The sequence below is a fragment of the Vibrio tapetis subsp. quintayensis genome (assembly GCF_030409945.1).
In the GTDB taxonomy this organism is placed as follows: Bacteria; Pseudomonadota; Gammaproteobacteria; order Enterobacterales; family Vibrionaceae; genus Vibrio; species Vibrio quintayensis.
Map to the genome: position 1 here is coordinate 74587 of NZ_JAUFQV010000001.1, position 22372 is coordinate 96958.

Below are 22372 nucleotides of genomic sequence, written 5' to 3' on the forward strand. Positions count from 1 at the left end.
CAGATGATCGGGCTATCAAACTTGATGGCCCGTGAGAAGAATTAGCCATAAGGCGGAGATTTAAACATGAAAAAATTCCTTATCGCCCTTTTGTCTGTCGGTAGTTTACTAGCAGGCAGTGCATACGCCGAGCTTGATAACCCTGGTGGCATTGGTGGTGTTGAATCATTACGTGGTGTGAGTGAACTTGAAACAACACGCGCAGCAGACGATTTTAAACGTTACCCTAAAGACAACGCGACACTGGAAAGTGATTACGTGTACCAACCACCATTGGTACCTCACTCAATTCGCAACTACGAAGTTTCATTAAACGCAAACAAATGTCTAGCGTGTCACAGCTGGAAGAACGCGAAAGAAATGGGCGCAACTAAGATCAGCGTAACTCACTACATGAACCGCGAAGATCAAGTGTTGTCTGACGTTTCACCTCGCCGCTACTTCTGTTTGCAGTGTCACGTACCTCAAGCAGATGCCAAACCATTGGTTGAAAATGAGTTTGAGCGTGTTGACTCGTTGCGCTAGCAATAGCCAAATTATCAAGAGAGGCTATTTATGAAACTATTAAAAGCGTTCTGGACTCGATTGAAGTCACCAAGTAAAGCCGCCGTTGGTGTTGTGCTTTTCATGGGGTTCGCCGGTGGTCTTCTATTCTGGGGTGCCTTTAACACCGGTATGGAAGCAACCAACAGCGAAGAATTCTGTTCAGGTTGTCACGCGCCAATTGTTAAAGAAATCCAAGAAACGATTCACTACTCGAACCGTTCTGGTGTGAGAGCAATTTGTTCGGATTGTCACGTTCCACATAACTGGACAGACAAAATCATCCGTAAGGTCCAAGCTTCAAAAGAGCTGGTTGCATTCGCTATGGGTACAATCAGCACGGAAGAGAAGTTCCAAGAAAGACGTGCCTATCTTGCAAACCGAGAATGGCATCGAATGAAAGGCAACGACTCGCAAGAATGTCGTAATTGTCATGAATTCGACTTTATGGATTTCTCAGAGCAAGGGCCACGTAGTGTTAAGCAACACTCAACCGCACTCGCGTCTGGCGACAAGACGTGTGTAGATTGTCATAAAGGCATCGCACACAAACTGCCTGACATGAAAGGCGTTGAAGGCTGGTAATTAAGGAGCAAAAAGATGAGCACATTAGAGTCGGTTATCTGGCATGTTCTTGGTTATTCAGCAATGCCTGTCATCATTCTGGCTGGATTTGCCGGAGTTGCGGCTGTCTCGATTTGGTTACTGTCGTTAGGTAAAGACAGCTAATTGGTAACCAAACCAGCGCTAGACCAAGACAAACTTGAAGTCTGAGTAAGACGGATACCTCAAAAGAAAACGCCACCTAGCAATAGGTGGCGTTTTTATTTTATATATCAGTGAGTTGGACCAGCCTCCACTAGTCTGCTTCATCGTTAGCTGACCCGAAAAATCATTAGCTTACCCCGTTAAGGCGCATCATCTATTGGTACCGCCATGTAGTGCTTTGAATCCAGCTTCAACCACTCTGGTAACACCGTACCAATAGATATAGAAGACCAAGTTCCCGATAAAATACCAATGAACATCGCCGTAGCAAACGCCGATAACGCATCGCCTCCAAGTAACCAAAGTGACCCAACCGTTATCAGAGTCGTGCCAGATGTCACCATCGTACGAGAGAACGTCGCGAGCACCGCGTTGTCATTGTTCACTTCAATGCTTGTGTTGGGCTTTGAGACCAATAGCTCACGGATTCTATCGGCAATGATGATTGAATCATTCAGTGAGTAGCCCAGTATCGCCAATATCGCAGCGAACACTGTTAGGTTGAATTCCATTTGAGTGGCCGCAAAAAATCCCAACACCAGTACCACATCATGGAGCAATGCCACTAGCGAACCGCACGCTAATCGCCATTCAAAGCGGATACACAAATAACCCAAAATGCACAGCATGCAAATAAGCATCGCAAGACCACCTTGGTCAATTAAATCCTGCCCTACTTGCGCACCTACAATGCTATTACTGATGACCTTTACATCCGATGACACCACTTGAAGTTGCTGCTCAATTTGTTGTGGTTGCACATCGCTAGATGTTGGATAACGTAAGATCCAACGTCCGTCTTGCCCGCCCTTAGTCACGGTGACAGAATGTTCCGAAATCGTATTCAGTTGTTCACTGATTTGATTGCTGCTTATCGTTGAATTTAGTTGAACCTCTGTCACCACACCGCCAGTAAAATCCAAGCCTAAGTTGATGCCACGCAGCCCAATAAACACAACCGATGCAAGCATCAAGGCCAGTGAAAGCCAGCTGGTAATGTAGCGAATTTTACGGATGTTATTTTTCATTGCACTTTTAATTGAAGTCATAGCAGTTACACCCTTACGTCGCGACGGGCATCTCTACCCCAAATTAGATTGATGATGGATCGAGAAGCGAAAATGCCCGTGAACATGCTGGTTAACAAACCAAGCCCTAACGTCAACGCAAACCCTTGTATGGGGCCATTCCCCATTGAATACAGAACAACGGCCGTTATCATGGTTGTTATATTTGCATCCATAATGGTACTCAATGCACTGTCAAAGCCAGAGTCGATAGACTGGGCAAAGCTGCGCCCTTCTGCCATTTTGTCTTTTATCCGCTCAAAAATAAGCACGTTAGTGTCTACCGCCATACCAACGGTCAACACTAACCCTGCAATGCCAGGTAACGTCAACACCGCTCCTGGTACTAAAGCAATCAACCCAAGTAGGCATAACATGTTGGCAAGTAACGCAATGTTTGCAACCCAGCCTAAACGGCGATACCAAAACGCCATAAAGGTTAAAGTAAGGCCCAAACCCAACGCCAATGCCGCAAAGCCATTACTGATGTTTTCAGCACCCAGTGACGCACCAATCGTACGCTCTTCTACGATAGTCACCGGAGCCGTTAATGACCCAGCCCTTAGCAATAGTGCCAATTGTTGAGACTCTTCAACGGAACCTGAACCCGTAATTCTAAACTGCGTGCCCAGTTGAGACTGAATGGTCGCAACACTGATCACTTTATCAAAGCGAGCGCTACCGCCTTTCGCATCCACTTTGTATTCTCGGTACACGGTCGCCATTGGCTTACCGATGTGTTTACCCGAAAAGTCACTCATGATTTTGCCACCAGCATGATCCAGTGAAATATTCACCTGCCCTCTGCCCATTTCATCTCGGCTGGCTCGCGCATCCACAATGTGCTCACCGGTTATGACTGGGGTTTTATTTAGCTTCACAGGAAGGCCATTGCCATCTAACACGGTAATGTCACGAATAGAACGAGGGTCAGATTCAGACTTCGCTTCATGGAACGCCAAGCTCGCCGTAGCGCCAATTACTTGTTTCGCTTGTGCTGGGTCTTGAACGCCCGGTAGTTCAATACGAATACTGTGTTCACCTTGTCTTTGAACCAATGCTTCTGTAATGCCTAACTCTTCAATACGATCACGCATGATTTTCAGGTTTTGTTGAAGCGTTAGCAGGGTAAACTCTTGAACTTCTTTCGGATCGGGGGTCACCGACAAAGACGAGCCGCTGTGCTTTATTACCCAGTTTGGGTAACTCGTGCTAATGAATTTACGTAAACCACTTAAGTTGCTGCTATCACGCGTATCCACTTGAATGCCATCGTTACCAGAGGCCTTAACCACAACACCACGTAATCGGTCATATCTCACTTGCTGTTTAAGCTCGTCGACAATACTGTCGCGCTTTTCAGAAAATGCTTGGTTGATATCCACATCCAAAAGAAATTGCACACCGCCACGTAAGTCCAACCCAAGTTTTATCGGTTCAAAGCCCATGTTTTGCATCCAGCTTGGTGCGACAGACACATAAGAAAAGGTGATTTGATCGTCCTTTTCTAAAGAGTCCGATAACAAGCCGCGAGCAACACTTTGATCGTTCTCAGATTCAAAAACAATGGTCGAATTTTCTCCTGCCGTAGTAATGCTGGTTGGCTCGATATCATGTGCTTTTAGAAGCGCTGCTGTTTGTTTAACGGTTGGTACAGTTTGGTCGTAACGGATCTGAATCGCAGGTTTATCACCATACCAAGTTGGAATCGCACTTAGCGTAAGTAACACAATAGTGACAAGCAAAACGGCGTATTTCCACGGAGCAAAGTAATTCATTCTTTTCACACCGGTGCCATTGCGGCCCAGCGTTTTAGAGACACGAGATTGAGACCTGCTTTTTGAAGCTTTTCTTTCTTTAGACTGCTTTATTGAAGACTGTTTTTTCGAAGACATAGTAACCCCTCTCGACTTAATGGAAGCCAAGATAAATCGCGCATAACTGCGCACTAATTCAAATTAAATAGATTTTTAAGCGGGATGTTGTCTAGGGGTGAGCGTTAAGGTGGACATAAAGCGCGTTGCTTTCTTTCCAACCAGACAAGCGGTAGCGTGATGAGATGCTCGCTTGATAATTAAATGGGTTAATCTGAGGCGTGATGTAAAAACTAGCGGCCACAGTGGCAACCGGCGCAGAGAAATCATCAACCACTTCAAAATTAGGCTCATGATTGTACAAACATTCAAATTCCGTTGCGCCTAGCTGACCACGGAAAATCGCAGCTAGCCGAGTTGGCGATTCAGTCTGTTGAGTCTGATTGTTTAACGGGCCATTTTTTGACTGTGTATTAAGGAGACCTACTTGGCACTGCCCCGTAAAGTCATCAGGAAACTCCCCTACGAGGATATTCTGTGTGGCATGCTCGTTGTCAAAGTCATCAACAACTGAATGTACAGAAGCAAGCTCTGCCTCATTCACTGCTAGTCCATAGCTTGAAATGCTCGCATACGAATTACTTGCAGGTACCGCAAAAACACTCACACTAAATAGCGCAAGAGTTAACAGCAGAGTCCTAACAAAATACGAACGAAACATACAAACCACATAAAGGGTTAAACAGGCTTGAATAATATTCCTGCGTTATCCATTGCACAACTAAAAAGATATAAAAACTAACAATCGGCGTTGAGCCAAACGGTTGCCAAAACGATTCATACACAAAACAATAAAACTCGTCTGTCAATAGACGAAAAAAGCTGACTTAATAAAGTCAGCTTTCGTATTGGTATTGAGTGCTAGATGCCCACAATGTAGGCCTAACAGGTGTTACAAGCCTTGGACGTACTGGGCGTTTGTGCGCACCGCGACTAGGCTATCAAGTTGTTGTTGCGATCCTTCAACACCATTAACTAAGCCCTCAAAGTGCTTAATCAATTCAACTTTGTCTTGTACTTCTTTCGAGCCTGCACCGATGTTCGTCAGATCAATAAAGAACTCATCAAACAAACCAGAGAAGTCACTCACTGCATCATGGTTCAAGAATTGCTCATGGTTATAAATGCTTGGGTAGCCGCCCTTTTGTTTGTCTACCGCGAAAGAAATGCCTTTCACATTAGTAATCGTGGTCGCTTTCTCACACTTCAACATACAACCGGCTTCGATACTTGGCTTGTTACAACCCACGGTTCTTTGGAAGAAACATTGACGACTGGTCATCATTAAAATTGGGTGGTAAATACTGTAGAACAGTTTGAAGTTCTCAGGTCGGCGAATGTGGCGAATTTGCCCTTTGTTGATTTCATTAGAAATAAACGCACCCGCACAATTCAGCTCTTCTTTTAATGTAACTAACGCATGAGAGTTAGTGGTGTTCATGAATGGCCCAGCAACCCATTCGATACCCATCTCAAACGCTTTGTATGCAATACCGGTGTTATTAGTCACGATGCGCGTAGGCTTCACTTCTTCTAATACACGAACCGCTTCATCGTAATCCTTACCAATTAATACCGCTGGGAACCAAGGAATAAGGCGCGGGTTTTCGTTAAGAATATCGATGTACTTATTACAGCGCTTCTTAAAGCTTTCAGGTAACTTGAAGTACACATCGGCCTTTGTTACATCACACAGGTGCAGATCTTCCACATCAGCAATCAACATAGAAAGCGTTGGGGTTTCATTCACTTTAGGGTGCTGAGGTAATGCCGGTACTTCTGCGTGCTTAATGACTTGTACTGAGCCATTCAAGATGAATTCGATTTCGTCTTTTAGTGCCGAAACTTCTTTTAATGGGATAGCAAGCCCTGCATCCAGCGGCTCAAAATCGTATCCTTTCAATTCATGAACGGCACTCTTAATTGACTTAAAGCGCTTTTCCAACAACTCTTGCGTAATCGCTTTCTCGCCAGCTACCGACAAAATTGACGGAGACTGAACCGTGAAGGTTTTCGCATCCGAAATAACAGACACGACAAATGGCTGGCCAAGTTTGGCACTAAACGACAACGTGATCGGTGTTTTACGGATATCAAGGAATTCGATCTTATCGCGCATTTCCGCGCCTATCTCATTCTTAGACGTGTATAGGTTGTCTGTCACTTCTTGGATTTGAACCACAGAAATCGATTGATTTTCAGATGCAGCTTTATCTACTGCGTAGTTCACACTGTTATCGCGAGGGTTATCAATGAACATGTCTTTCGTTAAATTACCTTTAAGGAAAGAGTTCGTGAAATCTCGGTTAAACACCTTGTGCAGGTTGGAATCATCTTCGATCAACAAGCCACTTTCAACAAAGCTGTCGATCTGCTTACGCCACGTATCGACCACGGTATAAACGTAGTGCGCGCCTTTAATACGACCTTCTACCTTTAACGAGTCTACTTTGGCGTCGACCAATTCTGGTAAATCGTAATACGCAGAATTATCTTTTAGGTTCAGTGGGTACTTGTTACCGGCATCTGTGATTTCATATTCATCACGACATGCTTGGCTACAACGGCCACGGTTTCCTGAATTACCCACACTCACTGAACTTGAGTAACATTGTCCAGAAAACGCAATACACAACGCACCATGCACAAACACTTCCGTTAATACATCGTGATCGTGTGCGACTTCTGTCAGCATTTTGATTTCTGGTAAATTCAGCTCACGAGACAAGTTAACACGCGTTGCGCCAATCTTAGATAAGAACTTAATCTGGCCTTCATTGTGCGTCGTAAGTTGCGTAGAAGCGTGCACGTCCAGTGATGGGAAATGCTTTCTAACTAGGTCAAACAAACCCAGATCTTGAACAATAATGCCATCAAGCTTGGTGTTAACCAGTTGGTTTAACAACTTAGTGATGCTTTTAATTTCGTGCTCAAGCAGAACCACGTTTAAGGTTAAGAACACTTCACAACCGTATTCATGAGCAAGACGGATCACACCATTCAATTCATCCAACGTTAAATTGGACGCTCTGTTACGAGCATTGAACGTGTTTAACCCACAATAAATCGCATTTGCACCTGCAACGATCGCCGCTTTAATGGCTTCTACATCGCCGCCTGGGGCCAATAACTCTATTTTTCTGCTCATGTTGAAACCGCTCACTTACTAGACTTATAATTTTTTTGAGCGCGTATTCTAACGACATCGTCTATCCATTACCACACATCTAGCTTTTATTGACCTGAATCAATTTAACAATCACCAAAATAGAGTTTGAAATTAGAGGCGTAGCGTTAAAATTTAGTTAAAATGAATACATCTCAACATCGCCAACTCAAAAAGAGAGCCCATGTCGCTACCCACTTTGTATTCTTTACGCCGCTGTCCTTATGCGATGCGAGCGCGAATGGGGCTAATTTTAGCTAACCAACCTGTTATGTTGCGCGACATCGTTACGCGTAATAAGCCACCAGAGCTCATCGAAGCGAATCCAAAAGGCACAGTGCCGATTATCGTGCTAGATCACTCAACGTCCACCGAGACAGACCCAACCGTCATCGCGGAAAGCTTGGACATTATGCTTTGGGCCCTTAAGCAAAATGACCCACATGATGTACTAGGCAATAGCCAAGTGGATCTTGCAAAGGAAATTTTAGAGCTAATAAAGCTAAACGACACTCAGTTCATCCCAATGCTAGAACAATACCGAGCGTCTTATCGCTACCATAATGACGATCTAGAGGATCGGCGCTTACAGTGTTTAACCTTAGTTGCCCCTTTAGAAGCAAGGTTGACGAAACATAAGTTTTTGTTCGGAGATAATCCAAGTCTAGCGGACTATGCACTTATGCCTTTTATTAGCCAATTTGCCCGAGTAGAAAAGAAATGGTTTGTTCAGTCTGAATACGTCAACATCGCACAATGGCTAAAGGCGCATTACGAAAGCGCCCTATACACCAAAATTATGAGGCAATATCCGCAATGGATTGAAAGCGGAGAAGAGTTTTTATTTGACTAGCTGCATTTAAGAAACAGTATTACTGAGACCTTTAAGCACCTAACAATGGCAAATCTTTCACTTTTTGATACGTTAAGCCGAGTGTAATGCAGTGCTTGATGGCTTGCTCCGGTAGCGGTTCAGACAAGTGCAACACAATGGCTCTGTTACCTTGAAACTCCAGTTCATCAGCATGCAGTTCACGGAACGTATCGACCAATGTCGTCTTGCAATTAAAAAACAGATAATAGTTGCTTGGCGACTTAAGCTTCCAATCAATACGGATCGGGCTGCCGGATTTCACGCTGTAGCTGGGCTCGCCCCACTTCAGGGTTTCTTCCACTTCGCCGAGTTCAAGCTCAGAAGCAATGTTCAGAATCAAGGCTCTAAGATCCGACAATTTCTTTCGTACTTCTTCTGGGTATTCGTTAAAGCAACTCGCCACGGTTGGATTCATTCAACACTCCTTTTCATTACTCCGTTTCAACAAAGCGCATCGGTCAGATACACATTGTTACGGCCTAAAGGTCATAGTGTACTCCTGGTGACCGGTATGATCATCCGCTTGCTCACTTACCACACTAAAGCCCTGTGACAGGTAGAACTGAAAACTCGCGTTGTTTGCTTGATAAACATTTAAAGAAAGCGGTGAACACTGACTTTTTGCATGACTCAAAAGGAGCTTACCAATTCCTTTACCTTGATTTTCTGGCAACACAAAAATCGCCGCTAAGGTATTTTCGTAGATAGCGTAAAAACCTACTACCTGTGAATTCAGTTCATATACATAAGTTGTCGAAGCTGGAATGTAAATATCACGCATGTTATCCACTTGCGCTTCCCAGAACTCAGCCTCGACAAAATCATGCGCCTTAATGGATGCACGTAGCCAAATATCTAACACCAAGGAAATGTCGTTTTCGTTGTATTCTCGAATCATTTTGTTATCACTGATTAAAATTGAAGACCTATTATGGCTAACAACATTACCCATTAATTGAATATTTGCGACAAAATTCTAACTCTACGTAATGGCCATGATTCTAAGCTTCTATATGAGTTTACTGCTGACGGCTCAATAGCAGATTCGCGCCAGATATCGCTAGAAAGGCAGCGCACGCTCTATTAAAACGTTTTGCCATTTGTGGTTTAGAGAACCACTGTCTCAAATATATTCCAAAGACAGCATAGATAGAGATGGCTGCCATTTCCAACATTAAAAACGTAATGCCTAATAGGAAGAACTGCTCATTTATATTTGCAGTAACGTCTACAAATTGCGGAAGAAAGGCGGTAAATATCAAGATGGCTTTAGGATTGCCAGCCGCTAATACAAACTCCTGTTTAGCTAATGTAAGCCTGTTTTTCGTGGCACTCATTTCGGAGACAGGACTCACATCCGAGCGCCATAGGTTAAAAGCAATCCACAGTAAATAGGCAGCGCCGACTAACTTAATGGTGAAAAACAGGGTTTCGGATGCGTATAGTACAACGGCCAACCCTGAAGCCGCCAAAGTAATCATCATCGAGAATGCGGCAATTCGCCCTAAGCCCGCAATGAAAGCCGATTTAAACCCATAGCAACGAGCATTATTCATCGACAGAAGGTTATTGGGTCCAGGCGTCATATTTAGAGCAAAACATGCAGGTACAAAGATAAGCAACGCCCAGATTTCCATAACATTTCCTTTAGGTCGTAATCATATTGGTGGCCATAACAAACAATAACACAGCGAATATTCTTTTTATTGTTGAGACAGGCAAATGTTGGGTCGATTTAGCTCCCAAGGGCGCGGTGAACCACGAAGTACACACTATACCTAATAGAGCCGGTAAATAGACAAAGCCTGCAAATCCATCTTCTAAAGCAAAGTGACTGCTCCCAGAACTGATGTAGCCTATCGACCCAAATAATGCGATAACAATACCGCACGCCGACGCACACCCTATTGCTTTTTTCATATCTAGAGAGAAAAATGTTAACAAAGGCACCAATAGCGCACCACCACCAATACCGATCATGGCAGACAACCCGCCAGTAATTGTCGTAAAAATGGTCAACAGGCCTTTATTCGGCATTTTACGATCATTTGAGGCTCCTTTCATGAAACTGCTATAAAGCATCTTGCACGCAATAAGCACCACACTCACAGCAAACACTATTCGAACCACTTTTTCTGGTAGTAGCGCAGCCATAAAGCCACTGATGAGAGCGCCAAAGGCAACACCAGTCATGATCCACGGAGCTAAATCCCAAGGCACATTGCCATTTTTATGATGAGCGATTGCTGAAGATGTTGAGGTGAACAAAATCGATGCTAATGACGTTGCAATTGCAGCGACCACGACTTGATCCGCAGGCAGCACATCAAAATGAAGTAGTATACCGCTCAGCACTGGAACGATAACTAAGCCTCCTCCAATACCGAGCAACCCAGCCAAAAAACCTACGCCACTGCCAAGTAACGCACAGTATAGAACCAACAGCATCCATTCACTCATTCTTTATATATCCTTAATATAATTACGTCTATTTGCTGCTTCGATGCAGTCATCTTGAAATCAAGCGAAATAATATAACTGACACACACCTAAACATACAAACAGAAAAGACCATGAATATTTCTCATGTTGAATGTGAAACAAAACCATTTTAAATAATGCACTGAAGCACGTATAAAAACACTATACCTTTAAGAAGAAGCAGTATTTAAACAGATTATTTATTATACGTAGATAATTATAAATAAAGACACGAACAATAATCTGAAAATGAAACAGCAACAAATGGAATTGGAATACCTGAAAAATATAAAAAATACATTCAGGATCAGTCTCAACAAATTGGATACCAAATTACTATGAATAACGAATTTACTTTCAGCGTTAAAAGCATCCGTCTCGATGAAAACTATCACCCATCAGACAGCACCCGTATTACGACCAACTTTGCTAACTTGGCTAGGGGTGACAGCCGCAAGTCTAACCTGCGTAACGCTTTGAATATGATTGATAACAGCTTCAACGCTTTGGCTAATTGGGACAACCCAAATGGCGATCGCTACGCTGTCGAACTTGAGATCATTTCCGTTGATATGGGCATACAAAGTGGAGAGCAAGCGTTTCCATCAATCGAAGTATTAAAGACCAATATTATTGACACTAAAACCAACGAACGCATTGAAGGTATTGTAGGTAATAATTTTTCTTCATACGTTCGGGATTACGATTTTAGTGTTCGATTATTAGACCACAATAAAAACCAACCAACATTCAGTGTCCCTAGTGACTTTGGTGATTTACATGGCAAACTATTTCAGTATTTTGTAAATTCTAACACTTATAAGCAGAACTTTAATAAGTTGCCGGTTATATGCTTAAGTGTCTCTGATAATAAAACCTACCACAGAACTGAAAACCAGCACCCTATATTAGGGGTGGAATATCAGCCGAATGACACATCTCTAACTGAACAGTATTTCAAAAAAATGGGCTTACAAGTTCGCTACTTTATGCCAAGTAATAGTGTTGCACCATTGGCGTTCTATTTCTTTGGTGATTTGCTTAATGACTACACCAATCTTGAACTGATCAGCACCATTAGCACGATGGAAACGTTTCAAAAGATTTACCGACCTGAAATTTATAATGCGAATGCTGTTGCCGGAAAATGCTACCAGCCAAACTTGAAAAGCTTAGATCATTCACTAACCCAAATTGTTTATGATCGAGAAGAACGCAGTCAGTTGGCGATTGAGCAAGGAAAGTTTGCTGAAGAGTACTTCATCAAGCCATACAAATCGGTTCTTGAACATTGGTCTACGAATTACGCTTAATCAGTCATCCAAATATACGGCAGCATTTATTATGAAAACACTATTACCTACTTCGACTTCAGGCAGTCTTCCCAAACCGGCTTGGCTTGCCGAGCCTGAGACACTTTGGTCTCCTTGGAAACTACAAGGTGATGAACTAACCGAAGGTAAACACGATGCCTTACGTGTGTCATTGCAACAACAACAACTCGCTAATATTGATATTGTTAGTGATGGTGAACAAACTCGCCAACACTTCGTAACGACATTTATCGAACACCTTAATGGCGTTGACTTTGAAAAACGAAAAACTGTTAAAATTCGCGACCGTTATGATGCGAGCGTACCGACAGTTGTTGGCCCCGTGTCTCGTCAAAAATCTGTTTTTGTTGAAGACGCCAAGTTTTTACGTAAACAAACCAAACAACCAATTAAATGGGCACTTCCTGGCCCAATGACAATGATCGATACACTTTATGATGACCATTACAAAAGCCGTGAGAAACTGGCCTGGGAATTTGCCATCATACTGAATCAAGAAGCTAAAGAATTAGAAGCGGCTGGAGTTGATATCATTCAATTCGACGAGCCCGCATTTAATGTGTTTTTTGACGAAGTCAACGATTGGGGAATTGCTTGTTTAGAAAGAGCTATCGAAGGACTTAAATGTGAGACGGCGGTTCATATTTGTTACGGCTATGGTATCAAAGCCAACACGGATTGGAAAAAGACGTTAGGGTCTGAATGGAGACAATATGAAGAGGTGTTTCCAAAACTACAAAAATCCGACATCGACATCATTTCGCTAGAATGCCACAACTCACATGTTCCCATCGAGTTGCTAGAACTTATCCGCGGTAAAAAAGTAATGGTGGGAGCGATCGATGTCGCATCCGATGACATTGAAACACCAGAAGAAGTAGCCAACACCTTAAGAAAAGCGCTTGAATTTGTAGACGCAGACAAACTCTACCCTTGTACTAACTGTGGTATGGCTCCCCTGTCTCGCTCTGTTTCAACCGCCAAACTGAACGCCTTAAGCGCCGGCGCTGAAATCGTACGACAAGAACTCGCTAATACCTAATACAAACGGGGCCAATGCGCCCCTCTCTCCATCGGACACACACTTAAACCCAGCCTGGTTTTTACATTAAGCCCAACATCATTCTATCTACTGTATTTCCGAATGATAAATCATTGCTATTACAGGTTTCGATAATCAGGCTCACTTTGAATCATTAACGATTTAAGACAGTAGTAAAGAGAACTGGCTATGCCACTATTTCCAACCCTGTGACCACTGCCTTTCATTTTTCAGATCGCGCCAGTCTATCGAATAAGTGTTTTTCGACAGGACAGCTTCTAACAAACATGATGTTACCAAGCCTTCTTCATCAAACGTCATTTCTGATATCAAAAAGTGTTTTTCACGATTCGCTGGCTTAATCGCCGTCCATTTACTATTGAGCAGCTTCGCTGGGTTAATCCTATTCATATTGGTTCCTTTAACATTAAATACAGTGCCTGTCCCTATATAAACGAAAAAGGTAACGAATAAGATCAACACTAAGTGACATTTATTCGTACAGCCGGCCAAGATGTTTAACCAACCCTGTTTTGCCATTCACAGCGCAGCATTCCGTATTTCACCGAATCGTAATATTTGCCTTGATGGTAACGCACCTTACGCAGCCGAGCTTCTTGCTTAAAACCCAGTTTTTCTGCACACGCCATCATGCGCGGGTTTCCAGACCAAGTGGTTAACCCCACTCGTTCAATTTCCAATCGAGCAAACAAGTGATCAATCCACAACGGAAAGGCTTCAGATGCCAGTCCTTGCCCCCAATAATCAGCATCATAAATAATGACGCCCATTTCGAGCCACCGGGTAGACTCACACTCCCAATAAAAACTCACCGTTCCGACCGGTTTATCATTAACGGTAATCAACTGAATATCAGTACCATCGCGTAAACGTGGAAATGTCGTCTTAGAAAATATCTCTAGCGATGGCGTGGTGTAGGGAAAGTAAGGCCCATTAAATTGAGTCCATTCGTCGTTGCTCGTCACTAAGCGGTAAATCGCATCAAGTTCGTTGGATTTTGCTTGGCGAATCGCTATATTTCTTTGCATTCTCGTTTTTCCTCACTCACAAACGAATTACCTATTTTCGAGAGCCACTGATGATAATGGCCAAATCAAACTTAGCTTAAAAGTTGGCGTAACTTACTTTGATCAAGCTTTCCCGCTTCGTCTCTCGCCACAAAATAAGGCAATTGCCAACGTTGGGTTCGTTTACCTGATTCAGAAAACACCTTCGTCCCATCTAGGCCTCTATCTGCGCTCCAAGGCGGGAACACGCGAAAGCCCGTTTTCCCTTTGCGCTTACTGGAAGAAACAATGCCTTTTGCCACCAGCACATCAACCGGAAAAACGAACAAGCCCTGTGTCGGCTCAATATCGCTTTGAGGCGAAAGGCTCACGTGGCTTTGAACCTCAACAAACAGAAAATCGAGATCCGATTGTTCTAGAGGAATGGGTTTTGTCTCTAAAGACGGTAATGACGGACGTTGCCATATGGCTAAAAACGCACCCGGCCTATCCTCGGTGACCTTGCCTCTACGATACGAAATTCTCTGATGGTTGAGAGCAAAATTCACCGCCTGATACTTTGCGCTCTCGGGAACAGGATCGAGTCCGACAGGCGTGGTTAACTCATATCCGTTTGCCACAAACTCTTGGTTTAACCAAGTCATGATCGCAGCGCTGTAGTCAGTTCCTTTCACAATTTTCCTTATCACCCGTTTTTATGGTTCACTTTATGGTCGGTCAATGACCCACTATTGAAGTTAATACCAAGCGAAGGGTTTTCTTTAATTAAGTTAACCAATGGCAAGAATAACGGACTGGGCAGAGCGTCCAACGCACACCATTTCCATTGTTTGCATTTACCGGGTTCCGTGACTTTCGGCTCTCCATCGTCACATTCCCCTAATACAAATAGCGTCACGTAGTGTTTTTGTTCGTTTTCAAAGATGTCATTGGTAAAACCGATCTTTGTCACCTTTTCCACAACAAGCCCCGTCTCTTCAAAGGCTTCACGACGAGCGCATTGTTCAATGCTCTCTCCCAATTCTAAGTGCCCGCCCGGTGTCGCCCACGTGTTTGCCCCGTGAGATCCCATACGCTCACCTAACAATATGTGGCCGTCTCGAACGATGACCGTTGCAACACCTACTCTTACCTTATTACTCACGCGATGCCTCTCAAAACCCTATTAAAACAACACGATATTATCAATCGCACCTTCAGAAAACACTCTAAACTGCCGACTTAATTAGGCAATAATTTCAGTGACGACCTCTGTTTTCACTGAATTCGCGATAAAACAGTTTTCGTGAGACAGATGATGCATTTTTTCAAGTTGTTTGGTGGTGGGAATATGCTCGCCAGAAAATACAACATTCGGCCTCAAGGTCACTTTTGTTACCGAAGTTTTGCCACGGCTGTCTTCTTCCATGGTCCCCACGGCATCGTCTGTATAGCTATCGATGATGTATCGGCGTTTTGCTGCAATCGACAAAAACACCAACATATGACAACTTGATAGCGATGCGATAAAGGCTTCTTCAGGATCAACATTCGCCTCGACTGAATAAGGCAATGGAACAACACTAGGGGAAGAAGAAGCCGGTACGGTAACCCCTCCATCAAACTCCCACGTATGGCCGCGACTGTATTGATTGTCACTAAAGATCTCATCATTACCTCGAGACCAACGAATGGTGGCCGTATATTCAGACATCCTTTTCTCCTTATTCTATGGTGTAATGGCAACTATGCACGTTAAGCTCTATTAATGTTGTCGCAGCGTCTCTAACTGCTTTGGGTTTCCCACCGAAAGTACGGACGTTCGCCATCAAAGCGTTCAATGTTTGCACCGATTGTTTTGTAAAACTCATGAACTCGCACGTTTTGCGGGCTCGCAGTCCAAGAAATGTGAGCAGCAGAAACCTGTTGAGCCTGCGCCATTAGCGCTCTCATCAGCGTAGCGCCACAGCCTCTAGATCTTTCTTTTCCAAGAACCAAAAGATCATCGAGCCAAATCGAAGCTTCTCCAGAGAATGAAGAGTATCTAAAATGATAAAGTGCAAAGCCAATCGCTTTACTCTCGGATTCTAAAAGCAACGCGTGGGCAAATGGGGATTGACCAAACAGAGTACGTTCGATCTTGTCAATATTGGTGGTAATTTCGCCTTGAAAGCCTTTCATGCTTCGGTCAAATTCCGCCTTAAGCGCAATAAAACCTAACAATGTTTTTGCGTCTTGAATTTCCGCTAATCTGACCTTCATTGAATCACTCCTTGATCAATCATAACCTCATTTCTTAATTCTAAAATGGGTGGCGTTTGAATAATATACACTAAAGTCGGTAGAGGGTTGTTTTAGTATTTGATGTTTTCTAAAGAATGGCTAGCGGGACGTGAAGAGGCAATTATCGGTATCTTTGTTTGGTGCATGTCCGTTAGTATCGCACTTAATTAGCGAGCCCTAAACCGTGGTATCAACTTTCTACGAAACAAAAATACCACGCGCTTAAGGCTACTGTTGATCGCCTTGTTAACTTTTACGGCTCCTCAGCATCACTACGCCGAGCCAAGAAAACCATACTATTTGGCTGATACCAAAAATTTCAGTTAGCACATCAGCGGGATAAATAGTAAAAATACCGACGGTACCAACGAACAGGCCAAGATAGTTAAGTGTTTTGGGAAGTTCATGACCTTTTAAAGCCGCAAAACTTAACAATAGAACCCACAAGCCTCCAACGACCTCGTTTCCACCACCTAAACCCTCGACTACCGCGTAGATAGCTCGCCAGGCTGTCATCGCTTGCTCTGGATCAGTCGTTGACAACTCCAAGGCCGCAGCCAAACCTATATTTGCAATCATTCCACTAGCGATGACTAAGCCTACCCAAACAACCCCAAACACCGAAGCGATTTGTGAGAGTGTTGGCGCATTTATCTTCAAGCGTTCATAAAGTGCCACAACTAATACTGCTAAAAGGATCCCAAAAAGCACATACATTATGAAGTTTACAGTGGACAAGAGGCCCTGATTTTCAGCCAGAAAAGAAAACTTTTGCACTGAGCTAGCATCCTTCGGGAAATCCCAGAATGCGCCAAAAAAAATGAATGCTGATACGTAAATGGCTGCTTCTAGGAGTGCTGTAACCCCACCTGCTTTTTGCAAATTACTCATTATTCAACCCTTGACCAAAAGCAAAAAATCAACATAACACGACAATCATTAACAATATACGAATGTTCGACGGAGAAAGCGTCCGCTTAAGCTATGATCAACGCAACCGGACGTCGTGCATACCACTGTCTACACCCGTTAGAAGCATCTTTATGACATATTTCTACGACGCGCTTCCTTCTTATAGCTAGACTCGCGATAAAACCAGAGCGCCCCATTCGCAAAAAATATCAAACCAGTGAACAACGCATAGTTCAAAAGCTGGCTCTGAAAAAATGCGAAACCGCCCAACTCGCTAAAAGAGGAATATTGGAAAGCGACATTAAACACTATATAGAATACAACGGCCCCTAACGTACTCTTATAAAACCATGAAAAGAAGCCTTGCTCTCGCTTCTTTTGCCAAATTTCAAACACTTTATCGTTCATTTTTACCTATCTTAATTATCCATTTATACATATTTCGATTTTTTCACGCAGGTAGTATCGCATTGTGTTAACCGCTGAACACCACAACCACATTACCTATTCCACCGCGTCGTAAACTCTAAGCTCAACCCAAAGTACAAAATACCTTGAGACAAAGTCTAACTCAACACTAACTGAACACGCGGTGATCAAAACACCACGCCCGTTAATTTGCTTCAACGCCTCAAAATTTGGCCGAAGATTACGTAATGTCTTTTCGCAATCAACTTCGATAAATACTTTTGAGTCAAAGTAACCAAAGGAAATCACGTTGCTTGTTGTTATTCCTAGATGTTCCAACAAGTCTGAGGACGGGGAAACACCAAACTCAATGGCTGGCGATGGGAAATCCAGTGCGACTGTTGAGTCGTTTATTAATGCCTTTAAGATCCCAGATAACGTTTCAAAGTCAACTTTGTCGCCAGCCTTTACTTGCCCACGTTCTTTAAGGACATGAGCAACCGCAAGCGTTCCGTGCCTTAAAGGGCTGCAACCGCTGACTTTACCGCTTATAACAGGCTCCAAGCCGAACGTACCGAGCGTTGATAAGTCCACTTAAGAAAGTTGCTAGCATTACTTAGTCGTCGGCACTTCACTCTGGTTATAGACACTTCGCTCCCCCATTACCGCATTTCGTCGCAAACAAGCCATTAACCCCATAACTTCATTTAGTATTTACCTCATCAAACAATTACGTTAAAGATGAAGGGCAATCAAATGGATCACGCAATGCACACAACTACTCAGCAAGAACACGTAGTGGCTCAAGTAAAAAAAGTTAAAGCATTTTACGCTCACTTAATTAACTACTTATCGGTAATATGCTTATTATTTGTCATTAATTTTGTGACGGGCACTGAGGAAATTTGGGCAATTTACCCTGCCTTAGGTTGGGGGATCTTTGTCGTTTCACATATGATTAAGGCATTTGAGTTGTTCAATTTTTTAGGAAATGACTGGGAGAAAAAAGAAGTAGAAAAGCGTTTGGCTAAGCTACGTAAATAAGCCGTCATTAAAAACTATGCACTACGCAGGTAAAATTTTCGGAGTCCGCTGGGTTGGTTTGTTAACTTGTTACCGCTCGCCATAGTGCGAACAACAACGGCACGCTAAGCATCATACCTAAAACAACAATAGGCCCAGCGACATAAAACTTGGCTCTGTCAACAAACCCGCCCGTAATCGATGTATACAACACCAATGATGAGGTCGGTAGCACCAACAAAAGGGCTGTTCCCGTACCTGGAGCATATTCTTGCACCAAGATCGAGGTCAGTAAGTGGGGAAAGAAAACGTTCAAGAACATCGCCAAAGCATATCCCGTATAAAAGTATGCCCACCTTCCCCTTCTACCATCTCGAATGGCTAAACAAGCAGAAACGTAGGCAAGTACGGTTAGCACCACAACAGCAAACGTAAATTCAGAAGACGAGATATCAAGCCCGACTGGGTTTGCCCACGAGGGCAGAAAAAGAGCCTCCTCAATATTGTGTAATGTTATTGCAGCTACAAATAACAACGCACAAGTTTTAATGCTAAACCTTGACATGCCGACCATCCTTTCGGGGCTAACGTATCATCTAAAGGACACACACCAAGTTGTATCGTGTGCTTCTGCTTAAATCCTGTAGCGTGAAACCTAGCCTAAGTCATCATAAACCGCTTGTTGTATTCAGTTTTTGAAAAACAAACAAATCTCTCGCACCAGTATTTCAGGACGCTCTTCAATAACCAAATGGCCCGAATCGGGAACGGTAACCAACTTAGAACCTTTAATCTCGCGGTTGAGAACGTGAGCTTGTTCAACAGGAATCCAAGTGTCTTCTTCTCCCCACAGGATTAATGTTGGTACATCAAAGTTGGAAAACTTATCTTGAAATTCATCTGTGTACTTTGAATCAGCTTGAGCTATTTGCCGATAAAAGGCTTTCTTTCCTTCTTCTCCCGACCAAGGAGCAAGAATACCGTCAATGGTTTCTCGAGATAATGACTGATATGACGCTGTTTTTATATAAGCTTCAACAATGGCTAAGTGGATAAAATCAGGCACTCCGGCAAAGGCTTCTTCATGCATTTCAATATGTTTAAAGAATGGAGATCCCCAGGGGGACAACGCAACCGGGTCAATTAGGGCTATCTTTTTGTACTTTCGTTGGTCCAGTAAGTAATTCCTTAGCACTGTTGTGCCACCAAAATCATGACCCACTATATAAGGTAATTCCAACTGCCAATGATCAATTAAAGAATCTAATAGCTGATTTTGTATCTTTAAAGATACATCTGCCTCTCCCTTCTCTGATTCACCATAGCCCAGCAAATCAAAATAGTAGACGGTATACTGACTCGACAAAGCTTGAATCAAATGCCTAAGATTGAATGATGACCAAGGCGTACCATGCACCAAAACCAAAGGTTCTCCTTCCCCTTCAATCCCATATTTCACCTCTCTACCTTCAAACTCATACGTATGAGGCAAACTCCAAAGTTCCATTGTTTCTCCTTGAATATAACGAATGAGATGGATTCACGCGTTCGTGGGCGGCCCTATTTAAGTGAGCACTCGTCAATCTGATTCTAAAGCTAACTAGCTGAACACCTTAGCAAAGTTTCCGTCGGTGCGTATAGGGTTAGAAATGTGTAGTGACGCTAGTTTTTAGGCAAGAAGGTTACATAATTTACAGCATGGTCAATGGTGATATGCTCGAAATTCAGCAGAAAAACCAAACCAGATGATAGAATTTGCGAGAATTAATAAGTCAAAGCAAACGATGAATCATCGCCTACTTGAGCAATATATCTCCGCTCAATACTCAACTCGTATGGATACACCTAGCCATGATGCTCCCGCACGTTTATTCGCTGTAGACTCCCAGTTCTCAATGAAGTCCCATGTAGCACTGCTACCGGAAATATCTGAGTCGAACCAATTGCCTAGGGCATTATTGAGAATGTAGTGTAACGACCCATTAACCGATATGACTGAAATTAACATTGTTCCATCCGGAGTAGATTTGCCCTTCGATAAAGTGTTGATTGGAATATCTAACCGATCAATAAGTTCAAATTCAGTTGGGAAAGCCTGGCGTAAGTACTTATAGATTTCATCATCACGAATAACAACCGAGCATTTCAAACCAAATTGGCGAAGAACATAAAGCATCGCTCCTAATGAATTATAACCAGAGTGTTCTATATAATCAGGATTCTCACCGGGCGTAATTATCCCTGTTATTTTATAGAGTTCTAAGGCTAGATCGATTAATCCTTGTGAACCATTAACTTGAATGAAATTGCCAGTGAATGCTGCCGTTTTTGAATCGAACTTTTGTAGTTCAAGAGAAGAGGTAAGAGGCAGCCTCTCCAGAGCATGTAAACATGCTACAACACAATAAGGCCCACAATACAGGCTTCCTTCTGGCTGCCTTATCTTTGGAAATATATTCATCACATCCTCGAAAATTCAAATAGACACATCGCCCGATCTAGCGTTGAACAACGGAACCCAGCGTTACCGCATTGCACCTTATACTTCAAACCAATTTGAGCCCATATACTCTCGTTACAAATTAGCATGAATTACTTTCTATGTGGCTGAGCACCAAACCATAATTGTCGTTTCTACACTATGATGTTTAGCTTGATGCAACGCCTTAAAGTCATGATTTTCATACAAACCAACATTGAAGCTTTCGCACTGCAGGTACAGCTTGTTGATATTGAGTTCAAGCGCTAAGCACTTAGCTTGATTTAGAAGTTGGCTCGCAACACCCTCACCTCGATGATTTGGGCTAGTAAACACACCACCAACCCAATTCTCATACTCAGGATAATTTTTGTTTTCACGCAATTTCAGCTCTAAGACACCGACAAGCTCTTCGTTTTTATGGGCGACGATAGACAATGGTACTTGCATTCGATTAACAGATTTTTCAATAACTTTTTCAAGCACCATATCTTCTGTTACATTTGGCGCAATTCGTGCCCACTCATCGTAGTACCATTTCGCTATTTGGGGTGCGTCGGATGGATGATCCGCTAACAATGAGATTTCCATATTTCTCCCTTGCCACATAACGAATGACATGAATTTCTGCGTTGATTCGACAAATAAAGTGAGTTGCTACAACTCTATTTCTTGATTTAATTGATTAACCAGCATAGCAAACTTAAACGTCAGAGTCCGAAGCTTAGTCTACGACAAACAGCTTAGCGCCAATTACCGTAGACGAACGATGAGCCTCTGCGTTGTCAGCAACTTGATAACTCATACCGGGTTTTAGAACGAATTCTCGACCATCCTCTAACTCGGTAGTTAATTCCCCCGAAAGACAAAGCAATATATGCCCTTTCGAACACCAATGATCTGCCAGATAGTTTTCCGAATACTCAACCATACGGACTCGAAGCTGGCCAAATTTCTTAGTTCGCCAATATGCCATACCCGTTTCACCAGTATGCTCGGTAACCTCAACTTCACTCCAGTCTGTGATTCCGAAAGGTAGATTTTCAATATCCATATTAATTTCCTCCATAATTTCACTTCGCTATTAACGCATAGCACCTGCAATAAAATG

At 43.1% G+C, this 22372-nt stretch carries 29 protein-coding genes; 7 read left to right on the forward strand and 22 right to left on the reverse strand.

The genetic code is table 11. The features are described from left to right. Positions 1 to 66 precede the first annotated feature (66 nt). From QWZ04_RS00340 to QWZ04_RS00350, 3 genes are read left to right on the forward strand one after another with little or no spacing between them, the layout of a single operon-like run. Entirely contained in the window at positions 67 to 525 is a 459-nt protein-coding gene (locus tag QWZ04_RS00340) for a nitrate reductase cytochrome c-type subunit (RefSeq protein ID WP_290323902.1), read from the forward strand. A gap of 30 nt (positions 526 to 555) precedes the next feature. Continuing rightward, positions 556 to 1128: a NapC/NirT family cytochrome c gene (locus QWZ04_RS00345; RefSeq protein ID WP_102524140.1), complete on the forward strand. Its 573-nt coding sequence runs from the start codon at positions 556 to 558 to the stop codon at positions 1126 to 1128. A 15-nt stretch (positions 1129 to 1143) separates the two neighbouring features. After that, on the forward strand, positions 1144 to 1272 hold the full coding sequence (locus QWZ04_RS00350; RefSeq protein WP_102524141.1) for a TIGR02808 family protein: 129 nt from the start codon (positions 1144 to 1146) through the stop codon (positions 1270 to 1272). A gap of 179 nt (positions 1273 to 1451) precedes the next feature. Here the strand turns inward: QWZ04_RS00350 and secF are convergent, their stop codons facing one another. The 4 genes from secF to QWZ04_RS00370 form a co-directional block, all read right to left on the reverse strand. After that, positions 1452 to 2351, reverse strand: coding sequence for a protein translocase subunit SecF (gene secF / locus QWZ04_RS00355; protein WP_290323974.1), 900 nt, complete (start codon positions 2349 to 2351; stop codon positions 1452 to 1454). Between the two features lie 14 nt (positions 2352 to 2365). Beyond that, positions 2366 to 4156, reverse strand: coding sequence for a protein translocase subunit SecD (gene secD / locus QWZ04_RS00360; RefSeq protein ID WP_290323976.1), 1791 nt, complete (start codon positions 4154 to 4156; stop codon positions 2366 to 2368). Between the two features lie 208 nt (positions 4157 to 4364). Then, complete coding sequence (locus QWZ04_RS00365) at positions 4365 to 4913, reverse strand: hypothetical protein (protein ID WP_290323910.1); 549 nt, start codon at positions 4911 to 4913, stop codon at positions 4365 to 4367. Positions 4914 to 5144: 231 nt separating this feature from the next. Continuing rightward, positions 5145 to 7400 carry a peptidase U32 family protein gene (locus tag QWZ04_RS00370; RefSeq protein ID WP_290323912.1) on the reverse strand — a complete coding sequence of 752 codons (2256 nt, stop codon included), beginning with the start codon at positions 7398 to 7400 and terminating at the stop codon, positions 5145 to 5147. Positions 7401 to 7602: 202 nt separating this feature from the next. Between QWZ04_RS00370 and QWZ04_RS00375 the strand changes: the two genes are divergently transcribed. Beyond that, on the forward strand, positions 7603 to 8271 hold the full coding sequence (locus QWZ04_RS00375) for a glutathione S-transferase (protein WP_290323914.1): 669 nt from the start codon (positions 7603 to 7605) through the stop codon (positions 8269 to 8271). A 31-nt stretch (positions 8272 to 8302) separates the two neighbouring features. Here the strand turns inward: QWZ04_RS00375 and QWZ04_RS00380 are convergent, their stop codons facing one another. From QWZ04_RS00380 to QWZ04_RS00395, 4 genes are all read right to left on the reverse strand, one after another. Next, entirely contained in the window at positions 8303 to 8707 is a 405-nt protein-coding gene (locus tag QWZ04_RS00380; protein ID WP_290323915.1) for a DUF1801 domain-containing protein, read from the reverse strand. 57 nt (positions 8708 to 8764) lie between these two features. Further along, positions 8765 to 9190 (reverse strand): N-acetyltransferase, encoded by a 426-nt coding sequence (locus QWZ04_RS00385; RefSeq protein ID WP_290323917.1) that lies wholly within the window; start codon positions 9188 to 9190, stop codon positions 8765 to 8767. A gap of 121 nt (positions 9191 to 9311) precedes the next feature. Next, positions 9312 to 9929 carry a LysE family translocator gene (locus QWZ04_RS00390; protein ID WP_290323919.1) on the reverse strand — a complete coding sequence of 206 codons (618 nt, stop codon included), beginning with the start codon at positions 9927 to 9929 and terminating at the stop codon, positions 9312 to 9314. Between the two features lie 10 nt (positions 9930 to 9939). Continuing rightward, positions 9940 to 10752, reverse strand: coding sequence for a sulfite exporter TauE/SafE family protein (locus tag QWZ04_RS00395; protein ID WP_290323921.1), 813 nt, complete (start codon positions 10750 to 10752; stop codon positions 9940 to 9942). Between the two features lie 359 nt (positions 10753 to 11111). Between QWZ04_RS00395 and QWZ04_RS00400 the strand changes: the two genes are divergently transcribed. Both QWZ04_RS00400 and QWZ04_RS00405 read left to right on the forward strand, forming a co-directional pair. Then, positions 11112 to 12086 (forward strand): DUF1852 domain-containing protein, encoded by a 975-nt coding sequence (locus QWZ04_RS00400; protein WP_290323923.1) that lies wholly within the window; start codon positions 11112 to 11114, stop codon positions 12084 to 12086. Between the two features lie 31 nt (positions 12087 to 12117). Then, positions 12118 to 13149, forward strand: a complete 1032-nt coding sequence (locus tag QWZ04_RS00405; protein ID WP_290323924.1) for a methionine synthase — start codon at positions 12118 to 12120, stop codon at positions 13147 to 13149. Positions 13150 to 13344: 195 nt separating this feature from the next. Here the strand turns inward: QWZ04_RS00405 and QWZ04_RS00410 are convergent, their stop codons facing one another. The 9 genes from QWZ04_RS00410 to QWZ04_RS00450 form a co-directional block, all read right to left on the reverse strand. Then, positions 13345 to 13560, reverse strand: coding sequence for a TIGR02450 family Trp-rich protein (locus QWZ04_RS00410; RefSeq protein ID WP_290323926.1), 216 nt, complete (start codon positions 13558 to 13560; stop codon positions 13345 to 13347). A 107-nt stretch (positions 13561 to 13667) separates the two neighbouring features. Further along, positions 13668 to 14198, reverse strand: a complete 531-nt coding sequence (locus QWZ04_RS00415) for a GNAT family N-acetyltransferase (protein ID WP_290323928.1) — start codon at positions 14196 to 14198, stop codon at positions 13668 to 13670. A gap of 71 nt (positions 14199 to 14269) precedes the next feature. Beyond that, a complete protein-coding gene (locus QWZ04_RS00420; RefSeq protein WP_290323930.1) occupies positions 14270 to 14851 on the reverse strand; it encodes a MepB family protein in 582 nt (193 codons plus the stop codon). A gap of 11 nt (positions 14852 to 14862) precedes the next feature. Continuing rightward, positions 14863 to 15321, reverse strand: coding sequence for a nucleotide triphosphate diphosphatase NUDT15 (locus tag QWZ04_RS00425; protein WP_290323932.1), 459 nt, complete (start codon positions 15319 to 15321; stop codon positions 14863 to 14865). Between the two features lie 81 nt (positions 15322 to 15402). Continuing rightward, positions 15403 to 15870: an OsmC family protein gene (locus tag QWZ04_RS00430; RefSeq protein ID WP_290323934.1), complete on the reverse strand. Its 468-nt coding sequence runs from the start codon at positions 15868 to 15870 to the stop codon at positions 15403 to 15405. A gap of 71 nt (positions 15871 to 15941) precedes the next feature. Next, positions 15942 to 16418 carry a GNAT family N-acetyltransferase gene (locus tag QWZ04_RS00435; RefSeq protein ID WP_290323936.1) on the reverse strand — a complete coding sequence of 159 codons (477 nt, stop codon included), beginning with the start codon at positions 16416 to 16418 and terminating at the stop codon, positions 15942 to 15944. Between the two features lie 267 nt (positions 16419 to 16685). Continuing rightward, positions 16686 to 17330 carry a DUF4386 family protein gene (locus tag QWZ04_RS00440; protein ID WP_290323938.1) on the reverse strand — a complete coding sequence of 215 codons (645 nt, stop codon included), beginning with the start codon at positions 17328 to 17330 and terminating at the stop codon, positions 16686 to 16688. Positions 17331 to 17480: 150 nt separating this feature from the next. Continuing rightward, the gene (locus tag QWZ04_RS00445) at positions 17481 to 17759 is read right to left on the reverse strand and encodes a hypothetical protein (protein WP_290323940.1); all 279 of its coding nucleotides are present in this window, start codon (positions 17757 to 17759) and stop codon (positions 17481 to 17483) included. Positions 17760 to 17855: 96 nt separating this feature from the next. Further along, a complete protein-coding gene (locus QWZ04_RS00450; RefSeq protein ID WP_290323942.1) occupies positions 17856 to 18353 on the reverse strand; it encodes a PhzF family phenazine biosynthesis protein in 498 nt (165 codons plus the stop codon). Between the two features lie 174 nt (positions 18354 to 18527). Between QWZ04_RS00450 and QWZ04_RS00455 the strand changes: the two genes are divergently transcribed. Continuing rightward, a complete protein-coding gene (locus QWZ04_RS00455; protein ID WP_290323943.1) occupies positions 18528 to 18803 on the forward strand; it encodes a 2TM domain-containing protein in 276 nt (91 codons plus the stop codon). A gap of 61 nt (positions 18804 to 18864) precedes the next feature. On the opposite strand, the gene QWZ04_RS00460 is transcribed toward QWZ04_RS00455, so the two are convergent. The 5 genes from QWZ04_RS00460 to QWZ04_RS00480 all read right to left on the reverse strand — a co-directional run bounded on the left by QWZ04_RS00460 (position 18865) and on the right by QWZ04_RS00480 (position 22315). After that, positions 18865 to 19347 carry an HXXEE domain-containing protein gene (locus QWZ04_RS00460; RefSeq protein WP_290323945.1) on the reverse strand — a complete coding sequence of 161 codons (483 nt, stop codon included), beginning with the start codon at positions 19345 to 19347 and terminating at the stop codon, positions 18865 to 18867. A gap of 123 nt (positions 19348 to 19470) precedes the next feature. Next, positions 19471 to 20289: an alpha/beta fold hydrolase gene (locus QWZ04_RS00465; RefSeq protein WP_290323947.1), complete on the reverse strand. Its 819-nt coding sequence runs from the start codon at positions 20287 to 20289 to the stop codon at positions 19471 to 19473. 312 nt (positions 20290 to 20601) lie between these two features. Continuing rightward, complete coding sequence (locus QWZ04_RS00470; protein ID WP_290323948.1) at positions 20602 to 21243, reverse strand: T3SS effector IpaJ family cysteine protease; 642 nt, start codon at positions 21241 to 21243, stop codon at positions 20602 to 20604. Positions 21244 to 21381: 138 nt separating this feature from the next. Continuing rightward, a complete protein-coding gene (locus QWZ04_RS00475; RefSeq protein ID WP_290323950.1) occupies positions 21382 to 21852 on the reverse strand; it encodes a GNAT family N-acetyltransferase in 471 nt (156 codons plus the stop codon). A gap of 133 nt (positions 21853 to 21985) precedes the next feature. Continuing rightward, on the reverse strand, positions 21986 to 22315 hold the full coding sequence (locus QWZ04_RS00480; protein ID WP_290323952.1) for a DHCW motif cupin fold protein: 330 nt from the start codon (positions 22313 to 22315) through the stop codon (positions 21986 to 21988). Between the last annotated feature and the right edge of the window lie 57 nt (positions 22316 to 22372).

Coding starts and splice junctions, on each gene's coding strand:
- QWZ04_RS00480 (WP_290323952.1), bottom strand. CDS start 22,315: ATGGATATTGAAAATCTACCTTTCGGAATCACAGACTGGAGTGAAGTT.
- QWZ04_RS00465 (WP_290323947.1), bottom strand. CDS start 20,289: ATGGAACTTTGGAGTTTGCCTCATACGTATGAGTTTGAAGGTAGAGAG.
- QWZ04_RS00380 (WP_290323915.1), bottom strand. CDS start 8,707: ATGAATCCAACCGTGGCGAGTTGCTTTAACGAATACCCAGAAGAAGTA.
- QWZ04_RS00365 (WP_290323910.1), bottom strand. CDS start 4,913: ATGTTTCGTTCGTATTTTGTTAGGACTCTGCTGTTAACTCTTGCGCTA.
- QWZ04_RS00455 (WP_290323943.1), top strand. CDS start 18,528: ATGCACACAACTACTCAGCAAGAACACGTAGTGGCTCAAGTAAAAAAA.
- QWZ04_RS00435 (WP_290323936.1), bottom strand. CDS start 16,418: ATGAAGGTCAGATTAGCGGAAATTCAAGACGCAAAAACATTGTTAGGT.
- QWZ04_RS00340 (WP_290323902.1), top strand. CDS start 67: ATGAAAAAATTCCTTATCGCCCTTTTGTCTGTCGGTAGTTTACTAGCA.
- QWZ04_RS00375 (WP_290323914.1), top strand. CDS start 7,603: ATGTCGCTACCCACTTTGTATTCTTTACGCCGCTGTCCTTATGCGATG.
- QWZ04_RS00445 (WP_290323940.1), bottom strand. CDS start 17,759: ATGAACGATAAAGTGTTTGAAATTTGGCAAAAGAAGCGAGAGCAAGGC.
- QWZ04_RS00350 (WP_102524141.1), top strand. CDS start 1,144: ATGAGCACATTAGAGTCGGTTATCTGGCATGTTCTTGGTTATTCAGCA.
- QWZ04_RS00370 (WP_290323912.1), bottom strand. CDS start 7,400: ATGAGCAGAAAAATAGAGTTATTGGCCCCAGGCGGCGATGTAGAAGCC.
- QWZ04_RS00475 (WP_290323950.1), bottom strand. CDS start 21,852: ATGGAAATCTCATTGTTAGCGGATCATCCATCCGACGCACCCCAAATA.
- QWZ04_RS00345 (WP_102524140.1), top strand. CDS start 556: ATGAAACTATTAAAAGCGTTCTGGACTCGATTGAAGTCACCAAGTAAA.
- QWZ04_RS00405 (WP_290323924.1), top strand. CDS start 12,118: ATGAAAACACTATTACCTACTTCGACTTCAGGCAGTCTTCCCAAACCG.
- QWZ04_RS00400 (WP_290323923.1), top strand. CDS start 11,112: ATGAATAACGAATTTACTTTCAGCGTTAAAAGCATCCGTCTCGATGAA.
- QWZ04_RS00440 (WP_290323938.1), bottom strand. CDS start 17,330: ATGAGTAATTTGCAAAAAGCAGGTGGGGTTACAGCACTCCTAGAAGCA.
- QWZ04_RS00395 (WP_290323921.1), bottom strand. CDS start 10,752: ATGAGTGAATGGATGCTGTTGGTTCTATACTGTGCGTTACTTGGCAGT.
- QWZ04_RS00410 (WP_290323926.1), bottom strand. CDS start 13,560: ATGAATAGGATTAACCCAGCGAAGCTGCTCAATAGTAAATGGACGGCG.
- secD (WP_290323976.1), bottom strand. CDS start 4,156: ATGAATTACTTTGCTCCGTGGAAATACGCCGTTTTGCTTGTCACTATT.
- QWZ04_RS00385 (WP_290323917.1), bottom strand. CDS start 9,190: ATGATTCGAGAATACAACGAAAACGACATTTCCTTGGTGTTAGATATT.
- QWZ04_RS00460 (WP_290323945.1), bottom strand. CDS start 19,347: ATGTCAAGGTTTAGCATTAAAACTTGTGCGTTGTTATTTGTAGCTGCA.
- QWZ04_RS00430 (WP_290323934.1), bottom strand. CDS start 15,870: ATGTCTGAATATACGGCCACCATTCGTTGGTCTCGAGGTAATGATGAG.
- QWZ04_RS00390 (WP_290323919.1), bottom strand. CDS start 9,929: ATGGAAATCTGGGCGTTGCTTATCTTTGTACCTGCATGTTTTGCTCTA.
- QWZ04_RS00470 (WP_290323948.1), bottom strand. CDS start 21,243: ATGAATATATTTCCAAAGATAAGGCAGCCAGAAGGAAGCCTGTATTGT.
- QWZ04_RS00415 (WP_290323928.1), bottom strand. CDS start 14,198: ATGCAAAGAAATATAGCGATTCGCCAAGCAAAATCCAACGAACTTGAT.